This window comes from Compostibacter hankyongensis, assembly GCF_039541075.1.
In the GTDB taxonomy this organism is placed as follows: domain Bacteria; phylum Bacteroidota; class Bacteroidia; order Chitinophagales; family Chitinophagaceae; genus Compostibacter; species Compostibacter hankyongensis.
In genome coordinates this window covers 81,385-96,187 of the sequence record NZ_BAABFN010000004.1, presented here as the reverse complement: position 1 = coordinate 96,187, position 14,803 = coordinate 81,385, and the positions used below count along the sequence as shown (strand labels likewise).

General features: G+C 54.7%; 10 protein-coding genes. 4 read left to right on the top strand and 6 right to left on the bottom strand.

Features of this window, described 5'->3' with window-relative positions:
- Positions 1-39: 39 nt before the first annotated feature.
- The 3 genes from ABD851_RS09440 to ABD851_RS09430 are packed head-to-tail and all read left to right on the top strand — an operon-like array spanning position 40 to position 3,116.
- A complete protein-coding gene (locus tag ABD851_RS09440; protein ID WP_344978531.1) occupies positions 40-807 on the top strand; it encodes an inositol monophosphatase family protein in 768 nt (255 codons plus the stop codon).
- 30 nt (positions 808-837) lie between these two features.
- Positions 838-1,869: a thiamine-phosphate kinase gene (gene thiL, locus ABD851_RS09435; protein WP_344978528.1), complete on the top strand. Its 1,032-nt coding sequence runs from the start codon at positions 838-840 to the stop codon at positions 1,867-1,869.
- A 50-nt stretch (positions 1,870-1,919) separates the two neighbouring features.
- A complete protein-coding gene (locus ABD851_RS09430) occupies positions 1,920-3,116 on the top strand; it encodes a redoxin domain-containing protein (protein ID WP_344978526.1) in 1,197 nt (398 codons plus the stop codon).
- Positions 3,117-3,177: 61 nt separating this feature from the next.
- Here the strand turns inward: ABD851_RS09430 and ABD851_RS09425 are convergent, their stop codons facing one another.
- From ABD851_RS09425 to ABD851_RS09415, 3 genes are all read right to left on the bottom strand, one after another.
- Positions 3,178-4,587: a SusD/RagB family nutrient-binding outer membrane lipoprotein gene (locus ABD851_RS09425; RefSeq protein WP_344978523.1), complete on the bottom strand. Its 1,410-nt coding sequence runs from the start codon at positions 4,585-4,587 to the stop codon at positions 3,178-3,180.
- 10 nt (positions 4,588-4,597) lie between these two features.
- Positions 4,598-7,660 carry a SusC/RagA family TonB-linked outer membrane protein gene (locus ABD851_RS09420; protein WP_344978521.1) on the bottom strand — a complete coding sequence of 1,021 codons (3,063 nt, stop codon included), beginning with the start codon at positions 7,658-7,660 and terminating at the stop codon, positions 4,598-4,600.
- Positions 7,661-7,829: 169 nt separating this feature from the next.
- Positions 7,830-10,220, bottom strand: coding sequence for an efflux RND transporter permease subunit (locus ABD851_RS09415; RefSeq protein ID WP_344978519.1), 2,391 nt, complete (start codon positions 10,218-10,220; stop codon positions 7,830-7,832).
- 134 nt (positions 10,221-10,354) lie between these two features.
- On the opposite strand from ABD851_RS09415, the gene recO reads away from it, so the two are divergent.
- Positions 10,355-11,089, top strand: a complete 735-nt coding sequence (gene recO, locus ABD851_RS09410; RefSeq protein WP_344978517.1) for a DNA repair protein RecO — start codon at positions 10,355-10,357, stop codon at positions 11,087-11,089.
- 10 nt (positions 11,090-11,099) lie between these two features.
- Here the strand turns inward: recO and ABD851_RS09405 are convergent, their stop codons facing one another.
- From ABD851_RS09405 to ftsH, 3 genes are all read right to left on the bottom strand, one after another.
- Positions 11,100-11,864: a UDP-2,3-diacylglucosamine diphosphatase gene (locus ABD851_RS09405; RefSeq protein ID WP_344978515.1), complete on the bottom strand. Its 765-nt coding sequence runs from the start codon at positions 11,862-11,864 to the stop codon at positions 11,100-11,102.
- Between the two features lie 179 nt (positions 11,865-12,043).
- Positions 12,044-12,685 carry a LutC/YkgG family protein gene (locus tag ABD851_RS09400; protein ID WP_344978513.1) on the bottom strand — a complete coding sequence of 214 codons (642 nt, stop codon included), beginning with the start codon at positions 12,683-12,685 and terminating at the stop codon, positions 12,044-12,046.
- Positions 12,686-12,699: 14 nt separating this feature from the next.
- Positions 12,700-14,760 carry an ATP-dependent zinc metalloprotease FtsH gene (gene ftsH, locus ABD851_RS09395; RefSeq protein WP_344978511.1) on the bottom strand — a complete coding sequence of 687 codons (2,061 nt, stop codon included), beginning with the start codon at positions 14,758-14,760 and terminating at the stop codon, positions 12,700-12,702.
- Positions 14,761-14,803 lie beyond the last annotated feature (43 nt).

The window sequence follows — 14,803 nt, the reverse complement described above, 5'->3', positions numbered from 1 at the left end:
GACCGGCGGCTATCGATCGTTCCCCGTATCTTTGCGGGTATGTTAAAGCCGACTTTATTCAGTGCCCTGCAGGCCGGCGGGAAGATTTTACAGGAATATTTCGGAAAATCCTATGCCGTTTCCAGTAAAACCACGGTCAACGATCTGGTCACGGAAGTGGATAAACGATCCGAAACGGCCATCATGACCGTGATCCGCGAAGCCTTTCCCGACCACTTTATCCTGAGCGAAGAATCCGGAGAGATCAAACAGGACTCCGCCTACAAATGGATCATCGACCCGATCGACGGCACGGTCAACTATGCCCAGGGCATTCCGCTCTGCTGCATTTCCATAGCCGTGGAAGAAGCGGGGCAGATGCTGATGGGAGCGGTATACAATCCTTTTTTAAAGGAGCTGTTTTTTGCGCAGAGAGGCGCCGGAGCCACCCTCAACGACCAAAAGATCAGCGTTTCGTCCAGAACGGACTTCGGACAGGCCTGCCTGGCTACCGGTTTCCCGTATCGCTGGACGGAGATGCCCAACGATCCCGCGGAAACCATGGCCAGGGCGGTCCGCCGCGGCCTGCCGGTGCGCCGGCTCGGGTCGGCCGCCATCGATCTCTGCTGGGTGGCCTGCGGCCGCTTTGACGGTTACTGGGAGCACCAGCTGAATGCCTGGGACAGCGCAGCCGGCTTCCTGATCGTGGAAGAGGCGGGCGGGAAAGTGACCGACTTCAGCGGCAACGCCTATTCGCCTTACCGCCCCCCACTGGTGGCCAGCAACGGACTGATCCACGATGCGCTGCTGGAAATGGTGAACGGATAAGGATGCATCTTTTTTGACAATTTTATCATCATGGCGGAACGTACCGAAATAGAAGAATTGGGCGAATTTGGCCTGATCGACTACCTGACCAGAAACATCACCCTGCAGAATGCCGGCACCTTGCTTGGCGTCGGCGACGATGCCGCGGTGATCGACCATTTCGGCAGGCAGACCGTGTTGACTACCGACCTGCTGATCGAAGGGGTACATTTCGATCTGGCCTATACCCCCCTGAAGCACCTTGGTTATAAATCGGTGGTGGTGAACCTTTCGGATGTGTATGCCATGAATGCGCGTCCCTCGCAGTTCCTGCTGAGCATTGCCTTTTCCAACCGCTTTCCCCTGGAGGCGTTGCATGAGTTTTATGAAGGCGTATACCATGCCTGCGAAAATTATCAGACCGACCTCATCGGCGGCGATACCAGCTCCTCCCGGAAAGGGCTGATCATCAGCGGCACCGCTGTCGGAGAGGTGGCGCCCGATCGCTTTATACGGCGGAGTACAGCCCGCCCCGGCGATCTGATCTGCGTAAGCGGGGACCTGGGCGCTGCCTACCTGGGATTACAGCTGCTGGAACGCGAGAAAAAAATCCACCAGGAGCATCCCGGCGTGCAGCCCGACCTCGAAAACCAGACTTATCTTTTACAACGTCTGCTGCGGCCGGAAGCCCGCAGGGATATCATTGCTTTCTTCGAAGAGCAGGAGCTCGTCCCGACGGCCATGCAGGATGTGAGCGACGGGCTCAGCTCAGACCTGCTGCATATCTGCCGGCAAAGCAATGTGGGCTGTCTGCTCTATGAGGAAAAGATCCCTATCCACGACCAGAGCCGCAATATGGCGCTGAAGTTCGGACTGGATCCTACCGCCTGCGCCCTGCACGGAGGAGAGGACTATGAGCTGCTCTTTACGATCCGCCAGGAAGACCATGAAAAAGTCACCCTCTCCGAACAGATCAGCGTAGTCGGCTACCTCACCGAGCCGGCAGAAGGTACTTACCTTTACAGCAAAGGAGGTAAAAAACATGCGCTGACGGCCCAGGGCTGGAATGCCTTTCGCTCCTGAACGCCGGAGCGGCCGCCGGCGCCGGTATTAATCATCTGAAACCACCCGGAATGAATGCTGCCAAACATCTATTTCCACCTGTTTTTTCCGGCCCTGCCGCAAAGTTCCGGCCGCGCCGGCTATTCCTGATTGTGCTTTGTCTGCCGGCCCTGCTGCTGCTCCGCTGCCGGACCGAAGATGCGGATCATTTCACTGTACATATCACCCTCAGCCATCTGCCGCCCCATATCCGTAAGGCGGTGCTGCAGGCGGTAGACATGAGCGGCAACCGCATCATCGACACGGCGGTGATCGATGCCGCGGCAGGGCAGTTTTCCTTCAGCGGCCCGCTGAGCGAAGAGGGCTTGTTCCGCGTCATGCTGCAGGACAGCACGGCCCTGTACTTGGTGCTGGCGCCCGGGGATATCCGGGTAAAGGGCGATTATCTGCATCCCGCTAACCTCAGCATTACGGGCTCGCCGGCAACGGCGGCGCTGTCGGATTTTCTCGGAGAGACCGCCCGCCGGGCCAACCAGGTCCGCAAACAGCAGCAGGCATACAGCTATCTGAACAAGATAAAAGCGCGGGACAGCCTGATCTATGCGACGGGTACAAACCTGCGCGACAGTTCCCGGGCATTGAGCGCATACATCCTGCAGACCGTGCGCGGTACCGGCGACGCCACCATAGCCGTCTTCGCCCTCAGCCTGCTGCATGCACCCGGGGAGCTGGCGGCCAATCGCAGCCTGTATGATAGCCTGCCCCTGCGGTTTCCCAACAGCATGCTGGCCAGGCAGGCCGCCGCCGCCTACCACAAGACGATGAACGACCGGGGCGGGGATATAGCCGTTCCCGTGGGCAGCATCGCCCCGGATATTGCCTACCCCGGACCGGATGGCAAGGAGGTTGCCCTTTCTTCGCTGCGGGGCAAATATGTGCTTGTTGATTTCTGGGCCAGCTGGTGCGCCCCCTGTCGGGAAGAAAGTCCTGTGCTGGTAAAGGCCTGGAAGCAGTTTCTCCCGCGGAATTTTACCATCTTCAGCGTATCGCTCGACACCAAAAAGAGCTCCTGGGAAAAAGCCATCCGTGACGACGGGTTGCAGTGGACCCAGGTCAGCGATCTGAAAGGCTGGAATTCGGTTCCCGCCGCTACCTACGGCGTACAGATGCTGCCGGCCAATTTCCTGCTGGACCCCACCGGCAAGGTCATTGCCAAAGACCTCCGCGGCGACAGCCTGACGGTGGTGCTGAAAAGGGTGCTGAGGTAAAAGAAAAAAGCCGGTCAAAATAGCTGACCGGCTCCTTTATAATCGGATTTTTCCTTCTGTATTATTTTGTATCCCACCATACCCGGCCGGTAAGCTTAACCCCGCTCTGCTCGGGCTGAGGGTTACTGGATACTTCCTGAGAAGAATACACCCACCTGCGGGGAATGGTATTGATGTAGGCATTCTCCACCGGGCTCAGCTTCGGAAATCCGCTTCTTCTCCAGTCATTGAAAGCTTCCAGCGACAGGAAATTGGAGATATATTTCTGCGTCATAATTACCTGATAAGCATTGCCGGAAGTGAGCGTGCAATGTGCAGTAATGTAAGTCGTCATCGCCAAACTTTCAGGATCCATGCCCCATTCGGCAGCAGTTTCCTTTACTGCCGCTGTCAGGATAGGCTGGGCAGCGGCAAAACCTTTGGTCCAGTAGGTAGCCTCCGCTTTAATGAATAACGCCTCGGCATAAGTAGCCAGGTAAACGGGGGCGTCGGCTTTGGCAAACAGGTCTCCTACTGCAGAGACCTCATCATCCGTTAAGTGCTCGGAACCTATCACATGCCCGATGTATGCATTCCCTTCTTTCGCCTTTTCTGCAATCACTGATATACGGGGATCATTGGAAGCCTTTAGCATATTAATGAAGGTAGAAGCCATATAGGCACCGCTCCACTTCTGGATAAACTGATACCAAGGGGCCTCTCCGCCTGCGGAGGTACTAAAAGGCACTGCTGCATTATCACCACTACCCGAGAACCCATTCTTCAACGCAGCAAGTGCCGCATTACATTGCGCAGCCTTATCCTTTCCCGGCGCATTGATCAGCCGAAGGGCATAGCGGGCCTTCAGCATATAAGCGAACTTCGTCCATTCGTCCATGTCGCCGCCATAGATCAGATCATCACTGCCGGGCTTTTCACCCTCGTACGACTTACCTGCCAGCTCAATGCCATCATTCAGCAATTGACCGATCTCCTCATACACTTTCTCCTGGCTGTCATATTTGGGTTGTGAGTTTTCGGATCCCTGAAAGGCATCTGAATAAGGCACGTCATTCCAGAGATCGGTTACTACGCCCATGTTATACGCCAGCATTATTTTGGCAATAGCACAGTAGTAATTGTTACCGTTATCGGTCGTCTTTTCTTCCAGCACTTTCAGGTTTTTCAAAATACCGGCATACAAATCAAATGTCCAGGTATTTTCCACCGTGGAAGCCAACATCTGATAGCTGTCAATATCGGGTCCTGGCGTGTTAAAGGAAACCTGCTGGGTCCAGTAGGATGACACCCTTGCCGGGAATCCTCCCGTTACGTTATAGGCAGTAATGGTTTCGGTGGAGGTAACCAACAAACCCTCTTTTACGTCTTTGGCGGCATTGGGATTGTCATTTACGTCGAGAAAATCGGAACATCCCGATCCTACTATAAGGATACCGCTGACCAGTAAAAACTTTATAATGCTTGTCTTCATGATTCCGGATTTAGAAAGTTAACTTCAATGCTACCGTATAAGATCGGGTGCTGGGGGTGATAAAGTTGTAAAAACCTTGCGAGTTACTGCCGCTGCCATACAGCCCCAATTCAGGATCCGACCCGGTAAAGTGGGGCTTGTAAATATAAAGATTACGACCCGTTACCGATAAGGTAGCTCCTTTCAGGAGAGAACGTTTCAATATTTTCGGATCCAGCGAATAGGAAAGGGTTACATTCCGAAGCTTAACAAAGGTCCCATCTTCCACCCAGGCTTCCTCGACACCGGGAACATAGCTCCTGTAATAGGACTGATCCAGCTTTACCGGCGTGGTATTGGGCTTCCCGTCTTCATGTACTCCTTCAAAGACCTTGGTGGTTTCCCGGGTATCGGTATACTTGGCCACGCCGGCCGCACCCAGGTAATACCGGTCCAGGTTCATCACGTCCCCGCCCTGTTTCGTATCCCAGGTAAAAGAAAGGCCGATTCCCTTATAGGAAAATTCATTGGTAATGCCCCCTATCCAGTCCGGCGATATGTCCCCGATCACACCGAGCGCGTCATCGACAATCGGATAACCGTCTTCATCAATCAATAACTGGCCCTTTTCGTTGCGCTTCCATTTGGTTCCCCATATGGAACCATAGGAATAGCCCTTCACCAGGAAAATTCCCGGATCCACAAATCCGCCAACCTGGATATAGGGAACCCCTTCGGCCAGGGAAACGATCTTGCTGTTGTTCTTGGACCAGTTTACCGATATATTCCAGTTGAAATCCTTTGATTGAACCGGTGTGGCGTTCAAGGTTACTTCCAAACCGTTATTGCGGATCTCACCTGCATTGATCAGGGATTCCACAAATCCGCTGGAAGCGGCAACCGGCGTCTGGAAGATCAGGTCCTGGCTGATCTTGTTATAATAATCCACTTCCAGACCAAGACGGTTATGCAGCCATTGGGTCTCGAGCCCTACTTCAAATTCTTTGATCCTTTCCGGCTTCAGATTCGGATTCCCCTGTACATTATCCAGCACAAAAGCATTCTGTCCGTCGAAGGGGAGGGTTATTTCGCCACGCTGTCCGTCCCCAATTGCAGGCTTTGAATAATAAGTTCCGGTTTTGTATGGATCGGCGTCATTACCGATAACGGTATAGGCGGCGCGCAATTTGCCGAAGCTAAGCGCAGAACTACCGTTAAGTCCTGGTAATTCACTGAATACAAAAGCTCCGGAAACTGAAGGATAGAAATAAGACCGGTTATTGATAGGAAGCGTGGATGACCAATCGTTTCTTCCTGTGACCGTTAAGGACAACATCTTCTTGTATTCCAGGATTGCCTGGCCATAGACGCTTACCCGCCGCCGCCGCTGCAGATCTACAGAGGAGGTAACGGTTTCCGCGTTGCTGATATCGAAGAAGTTATAGCCCGAAAGACCGATCCCCTTATTGAAAACATCGTTGGTCCACTCGGAAATGATGTTGTTTCCGACCATTACCGAGAGGTCAAGGTCAGAAGAAAGATCTCTCCGAGCCTCTACATAAAAGTCATGGTTGATCTGGCGGCTGTGGATCAGCTCATCAAACATTCTGCCATCCGGATAGTCACTCTTGGAACCGATCTCTTCGTGGAATTTTCGCGTATCCGAATAAACATCCGCACCGATACGCTCCGTAAAGGTCAGCCAGTCCAGTGGCTGATAGATCAGACTTCCGTTTGTTATGAAGCGGTCTACATTCAGATTCAACCCAATATTATCTACTGCCCAAAACGGGTTATTGATCGTATTCAGATATGTCCGTTGATCTCCGTTCTCATCCAATACCGGTTTCAGATTATAGGTAACCGGAGCTCTCATGATCCCCCAGAGATAGCTGGAAGTGCCGTTCCCTTCAGGCTGGCGGTCATTATCGGAATTGACGTAATTGACAGTTACATTGGCCCTTAGTTTGTCGGAGAACTGAGTTCCAAACCTTCCGTATACTGAATTACGGGTATAATTGGTATTGGGGACTATTCCACCTTGTTTCAGGAAAGAATAAGATAAGAGATAATCGGATTTATCCGTAGTACCGGTAAGGCTAACAGAATTATCCGACGTAACGCCGGTTTTGAAAAACTGACTCCGCGGATCATATTTTTTAACCGGTGCCCCGTTGACCTTCAGGGTATCCAGCCTCGCTCCCCAAGAAGAAGAAGTTTGTTGATTTACTTCATCATAGTATTTACCGTCTATCCCGGCGGAATACTTATCCTGGAATTCGGGAAGAATAGCCTGATCAAAAGTTACAGCAGTACTAACATTTACCGTCATGCCTTTCTTCATGCCCTGGCCGCTCTTGGTGGTAATGATAACAGCCCCGCCGGCGGCGCGGGAACCATACAGGGCCGTCGCTGCAGCACCCCTCAGGATGTTCACACTGGCAATAATATTCGGATCGATGTCGACGCCCCTGTTGGGGGTAGAGCCTCCAAACAAAACGGGATCATCATCCCCGGCGCCGATCTGCTGGTTACTGATCGGAACGCCATCCACTACGAAAAGCGGCTGGTTCTGGCCGGTCAGTGAGGAAGCGCCCCGTATCACGATACGGGAGCCGCTGCCGGGCATACCGCTGTTCGAATTGATCTGCACGCCGGCGACCTTCCCCTGCAACGCATTTAAGAAGTTGGTTTCGCGGGATTTTACGAGGTCTTCACCCTTGACCTCCTGCGTGGTATAGGAAAGGGTTCTTTTCTCCCTTTTGATACCGAGGGCGGTCACCACCAGCTCATTCAGGGCGTTGGGGTTCACCTGCAGGGTGATCGACAGGGAAGACTGGTTGTTTACAGGGACCTCGATGGCGTTGTATCCGACGTATGAAACACGGATAACAGCGTCTCCCGAGGCAGGAACGGTAAAATTCCCCTGTTCATCGGTGACCGTCCCCTGGTTTGTCCCCTCCACCTGTACGGTGGCAAAGGGAACCGGTTTTCCGTCGCTGCCGGTAACCGTACCTGAAATGGTCCGTTCCTGGGCCAGTAGCTGCCCGAAACTTAACGCCGTAAGAAGTAGGCATAGTAAGAAATTTTTCATAAGCTAACCGTTATAATTTTGTTAAATCAGGTGATGCAAAATTACATGTTTGCCCTACACAAACCGTTTTTTCGAAAAAAACTTTTACTCCGGGGAACAAAATCCTCCCTCTCCGCCATCAGGCGGTGCATATGCGGGAACAGCAGACGATAGGTGGGGAGAGAGATCCCTATGCAGAACGGCCGGGAACAACGCCGGCGTCCTCGCCTTCCAGGCCGGGCCATAGCTTGCCGGAACGGCCCTTTTTCTGCAGGGATTTTTCCATCCATAGCAGCAGGGCCGGTAAAACGGTGAGATTGGCGACCATGGCCAGCAGGATGGTGAGGGAAGTCAGCAGGCCAAGGGCCTGGGTGCCGCCGAACCCGGAGAAGCTGAAGATCATAAAGCCGGCAAAGAGGATCAGCCCGGTATAGATGATGCTCAGTCCCGTATCGCGGATGGTGCCCCGTACCGTAGCCGAAATATCATAGCCGTACACGGGAAGCTCCTGCTTGAAATTCACCAGGAAACGGATGGTCACATCGATGGCTATCCCTAAGGCTATGCTGAACACCAGCACGGTGGAAGGCTTCAGGGGAATGTCCGCCCAGCCCATCACTCCGGCCGTCACCAGCAGGGGTATGATGTTCGGGATCATGGAGATCAGCAGCATCTTCCAGGAACGGAACAGGTAGAACATACAGGCCAGTATCAGCACAAAAGCCAGCAGGATGCTGTCGCGCAACCCCGAAATGATAAAGTGACTGCCCTCCAGGTAGGTGATGCTGCTCCCGGTAAAGGTCACCCGGTAGCGGGCGGTATCAAAGATGCGGTCGGTCTGCCGGTGGAGCGAATCGAGCAGCGCCGGCAGCCGGGCAGTGCCGATATCGGCCATGTTCACGCTTACACGGGCTACCTGCCGGGCGCTGTCCATAAAAGTGGCGGTAAGCCTGGAGAAGTCCCCGCCGGCCGCCTTTCCCTCCCCGCCTTTCATCCGCAGGTAGGGCGCCAGAAAGGCAATATCAAACTGGTTGGGAATGGCATAGCTGTTGCTGTCCCCGTTGTAATAGGCCTGCCGTGCAAATTTCAGCCCCGCTACCAGCGAGAGGGGGCGGGCGAGCTCGGGATGCCCTGCAATGGCGCGGGTCAGCTGATCCAGCTTCTGCAGGGTGGGCAACGTGGTAATACCGTATTTCCGACGGGTATCCACCAGTATCTCCAATGGCATTACGCCGTGAAAATGATGTTCGAAGAATTTAAGGTCCCGGTAGATGCGGTCGGAGTGCGGGATATCATCCACGATATGCCCTACCGCATTGAGCCGGCCGATGCCGATAAAGGCGATCACCACCACCGCCGCCGCCGCACCGTAGACCGCGGGACGGTAGCGGAATACCCAGGTCTCCAGCGCCTGCAGCACTCCCTGTACCAGCCGGTTGTCCAGGTAATGGGTATGCCGGTCCCGGGGCACGGGAAGATAGCTCAGGATGGCGGGCAGGAAAATAAAGGAGATCAGGAAGATAAACATGATGTTCAGCCCGGCCACGACCCCGAATTCTTTCAGGATGGCGCTGCTGGTGAAGCAAAACACCCCAAAGCCGATGGCGGCGACCAGGTTGGTAAACAGGGTAACGATGCCCATCCGGCGGACCATCTCCACCAGGGCCTGCCGCTTATCCTTGCGCCGCGCATACTCCGTATGGTATTTGTTCAGGAAGTATACGCAGTTGGGAATACCGATCACCACGATCAGCGGCGGGATCAGCCCTGTGAGTATGGTCAGCTTGTAACCCAGCAGGACCACGGTAGCGAGGGACCATACCACGCCTATGGCTACCACCACCATGGAAATGATCACGGCGCCGGCGGAGCGGAAGAAGGCAAAGAGAATAAAGGCGGTAAGCAGGAAGGATATCCCGAGAAATATCTTGAGCTCATGGGCTACCTTATCGGCCACCATGGTCCGGATCAGCGGCAGACCGCTGAGGTGCATCTGCACATGATGGGCGTTACCGAATGCGTCTACCGTCCGCTGTACCTGACCGATCACGGCGGTGCGGCGCGCGGTATTCATCACATCCTTGTTGATGCGCATCGCCATCAGGTAGGCGTGGGTGGCGGGGTTATAAAGCATACCCCGGTAAAAGGGAAGGGAAAGAAAAGTGTCCTTCAGGCTGTCCAGAGGCGAGGCGGGGTTCCCAAAGATGGGAACGGCGCGCAGGTGCTGCGTGCCGGCATCTTTTACCAGGTTCACCGCACCGGGAATGCTGAGCACGTCCTCCACGCCCGGTATCCGCCGGATCTGATGCACCAGCGAATCATAGTCGGCAAAAAACCTTTCTCCGAAAAAAACCGGCGTCTGCACACCGGCTACCAGCATGTTACCGTCTTCCCCGAACTGCTGCTTAAAGGCAAGATATTGCCGGTACTGCGGGTTATCCCGGGGGATGGCGTTGATAAAATCATAGGAAAGGCTTACCTGCCGGGCAAAATAAACGGCGATACCCGTCGCTATCAGCAGAAAGAGCAAAAGGAGCATTCGGAATTTCAGCAGCAGGCCGGCGAGGCGTTTCCAGGTCATTACGCGATATCGTCTGTAAAGGGGCGTAAAGGTAATTAATTTTCGTGCCCCGCTGCGAGGTTCTGTGACGAGAGCACGAAGAACTACGGGATCGGTCAAAAAACGGTAGTTTTGAGGCCTGCTTAGTATTCCTCATGTTACAAAAAACAGAAGCGCTGGTATTGCGGACGGTAAAATACCGGGAAACGAGCGTGGTGGCCACCCTTTTTACCGAATCAACAGGTATCCAGGCTTACCTGGTCAACGGAGTAAGAACGGCTGCCACACGCTCGGCCAGGGCCAACCTGCTGCAACCCGGCAACCTGCTGGAGCTTGTCGCTTATCACCGCGGCTCGGCTAACCTGCAGCGGCTTTCCGATTTCCGGCTGGCCCATATTTACCGGAGCATCCTGCTGGACGTGACCAAAAATGCGGTGGTGCTTTTTATCGTGGAGGTCTTACAGCACAGCCTGCACCAGCCCGAGCCGCCTGCCGAGCTTTTCGGCTTTGTCAAAGCGGCGCTGCTGACGCTCGACGAACAGGACACGGTAACGGCCAACCTGCCGCTTTTCTTCCTGCTGAAGCTGGGCAAACAGCTGGGATTCGGCCTCGAGGAACGGCCCGCGTCCGGTAAGGTGTACCTCGACCTCCGGGAAGGAGTTTTTGTCAGGGAGCTGCCGCATCATCCCTATTATCTCGATGAGGAGCACAGCCGGGTATCGCTGCGGCTGCTGCAGGCTGCGGATGCCCGGGAGAGCGCCGAGGTGGCGATGAACCAGGCAACGCGCAGAAGGCTGCTGCAATCCTACCTGGAATATTTTCGCCTGCATCTGCCGGATTTCGGCACGCTGCGGTCGCCGGCCATCCTGCAGGAGATCCTGGAAGGATGAGCTGCCTCTTTCACTCCGGTCCGTAATAGACCAGCGAGGTATCGGCGCCGTCAAAAACGGCGTAGGAGTAATAATTGATCCAGTCCCCCAGGTTGATATAACGGCTGTCAGGTCCCAGCCGGATATCCAGGGGCAGGTGACGGTGACCGAAGATAAAATAGTCGGCATGCTCCTGCTGCAGCAGGGATTTGCAGTAGGTCACCAGCCATTCCCGGTCTTCCCCGAGAAAGGTTTCCAGCTGGGTGGCGCTGCGGCTGCGGCGGCTGAGGTAGTCCGCCAGGGATATCCCCCAGCTGGGATGTAATGCGGCAAAAAGCCAGCGGCTCAACGGGTGGCGGAATACCTTTTTCATCATCTTGTATCCCTGGTCGCCCGGCCCCAGCCCGTCGCCGTGACCGATATAAAAAAGCTTACCTCCTATCGTAAAGCGCTGCGGCTCCACATAGACGGGAATATGCAGCTCTTCTTCGAAATAACCGTCCATCCACATATCGTGGTTGCCGATAAACACGGAGATGCCGGTACCGCGGTCGGAAAGCGCCGCCAGCTTGCCCAACAGGCGGGTATATCCTTTGGGAATGACTTTTTTGTACTCAAACCAGAAGTCGAACAGGTCCCCCACCAGGAAAATATGAGCGGCATCCTCCTCGATCTCATCCAGCCAGCGGACAATGCGTTTTTCCCGGATGTGGCTGGCCTTCATGTCGGGAGCGCCGAGGTGAAAATCGGAAGCGAAATAAACCTTTTTGCCTTCGGGCAGGGGAATTTCAGTCATGATCACTGGTCAGTAGTCAGCGGTTTCTCAGTTTCTGATTTCTGGTTTGAAGTTCGAGGGTCTAAGGTCCAAAGTTTAACGTCTAAAGTTGATCTGCCCGGAATGGAACTTCAGACCTTAGACCTTGAATTTTAAACTTCAAAAGATGCCTTTCACCCTTAGCCTTTCACCCTTAATCTTTACTGGTCCACCAGGAAAACGTACACTTCCCGGGGACCGTGTACGCCGACCACCAGGGTCTTTTCGATGTCGGCGGTGCGGCTGGGTCCGGTCTGAAACGAGATCATGGAAGGCAGCTCCGGACCGTACTTCTCCTTCAGATATTGAAGTCCCTCTTTGATATCGGGCACCAGCTGGCTGGCATAGGCCACTACAATGTGTACCGGAGCAAAAATGCCCACACTGCGGCCGGAGGGCTGCGCTGCGCTCATGATGATACTGCCGGTGCGGGCCACCAGGGCTTCGCAGGTGGTGATGCCGGCATCTATATCATCCATGTCCTCCCCCGTATTGATAAAAGACAAGCTGTAGGGGCTCAGGATATGCACCAGCTGCAGCTCCTGGCAATGCACTTTCTTCCAGTCCTTGTTGGCAGCAAGTGCGGAAAGGTTGGCCGCCAGCTCCTCATGGTCCGCGCAAAACACAAACTTACCCTGCAGCCGCGAAAAGGCTTCGGCAAACGCGATCTCCGGCTCCTCCCCTTCGGGCGTATTATAGACGGAAGCATTTCCTTCCGCGCGCGGGAAAGGCAGCTGCACAGGCTGGCTGAGCGCATTCCTGACGCGTTTGAGTATGTTTTCCTTGGCGGGAGATACTTTCATATGTCTGCGCTCGCTTACAGGTCCTGGTTCCGTTCGCCGGCATTGTTCTCCGGCGTTTTGGGCAGGATGATATCCTGGGGCTGTACGTTGTTATCGGTAGGGGTAAACACGATGGAAGGCTCTTTCCGCTCTTCGTCATAGGGCCGTTTACCCAGCAGGCGCTCCAGGTCGGACTGATAAAGCACTTCCTTTTTCAGCAGCTCACCGGCCAGCAGCTTCAGCTGCTCCATCTTCCTGGCCAGCAGCTCCTTGGTCCGTTCATAAGCCGTTACGATCAGCTTCCGGACTTCCTCGTCGATCAGCTGCGCGGTTTCTTCCGAATAAGGCTTATTGAAGGTATAGTCATTCTGAGGATCGTAGAACGATACATTCCCCACCTTTTCGTTCATGCCGTATACAGACACCATGGCATAGGCCATCTTGGTGATGACCTGCAGGTCGTTCTGCGCGCCGGTGGATATCTTGCCGAAGATCAGCTCTTCTGAAGCGCGTCCACCCAGCGTCATACAGATATCGTCCATGAGCTGCTCGGTGTTATACAGATACTGTTCCCGGGGCAGGTACTGCGCATAGCCGAGCGCGGCCACACCGCGCGGCACGATGGTGACCTTCACCAGGGGATTGGCATGCTCCAGGAACCATCCGCAGATAGCATGACCGGCTTCGTGGTGGGCGATCACTTCTTTTTCGCCGGGGGAGATAATCTTGTTTTTCTTTTCCAGACCGCCGATCACCCGGTCGATGGCATCGTTGAAATCCTGCATCTCCACCTGCGACTTCCCGTTACGGGCGGCAATGAGCGCCGCTTCGTTACAGACATTGGCGATATCGGCACCGGCAAAGCCGGGGGTCATGGCAGCCAGCTTGCTGATGTCCAGGTCCGGGGATTTCTTTATCGGTTTTAAATGTACTTCAAAGATCTTGGCGCGGCCGGCCAGGTCGGGCTTTTCAATGGTGATCTGCCGGTCGAAGCGGCCGGGGCGCAGCAGGGCGCTGTCCAGCACATCGGGACGGTTGGTGGCCGCCAGGATGATGATGCCGCTGTCGGTGCCAAAGCCGTCCATCTCCACGAGCAGCTGGTTCAGGGTATTCTCCCGTTCGTCGTTGCTCATCATCATGTTCTTCCCCCGGGCACGGCCGATGGCGTCTATTTCATCGATAAAAATGATACAGGGGGCTTTTTCCCGGGCGGTTTTAAAGAGATCCCGCACCCGGCTGGCGCCTACGCCCACAAACAGCTCCACGAAGTCCGACCCCGACATGGAAAAGAACGGCACCTGGGCTTCTCCGGCCATGGCCTTGGCCAGGAGGGTCTTACCCGTACCGGGAGGGCCTACCAGCAGGCATCCCTTGGGTATCTTACCCCCCAGCATGGTGTATTTCTTGGGATTTTTCAGGAAGTCCACAACTTCCATCACCTCCACCTTGGCTTCGTCCAGACCGGCCACATCGTTAAAGGTGATGTTTACCCGGGCGCCCTTCTCAAAAAGCTGGGCCTTGGATTTCCCGATATTGAAGATGCCGCCGGGACCGCCGCCGCTACCGGTGCCGCCGCCCATCTTGCGCATGAGCAGCACCCACAGCCCCAGCACCAGGAGGATGGGCAGCACCAGCTGCAGGATGGGTCCGAACCAGTCCGGACGGTTATCATAGGTAACGGGCACGATCTGGTCCGCAGAAAAATCCTGCTGGGCCTTGTCGAGGTCCTGCTTAAAGCTTTCTACGCTGCCGATGGTAAAATGATAATGCGGACCGGGATTCAGATTGCCCAGACTTCCCTTGGCCACGTCCTTGTACTTGGGATCGTTCAGCCGGTCCTGTTTGATATAGACTTCTACATCGCTTTTATTGACCACCACCAGCTTGGCCACATCGTGGCTTTCGAGATAATTCCGCTGGAACTCCTGAAAGCTGATGGTCTGCGGTTTGCTGCGAAAGTCAAAAAACTGCATGGACAGCAGCACGATGCCGATGATGGCATATATCCAGTATATATTGAATTTCGGCCCTTTCCTCGGAGATTTACCTTCTCCTCCTTCCCTGCGGGGCTGCATGCCGTTTGATCCTGTTTCCATTTGATCTGCCACTACTGAGTTTTGTTAGGTTGATAAGTGATAA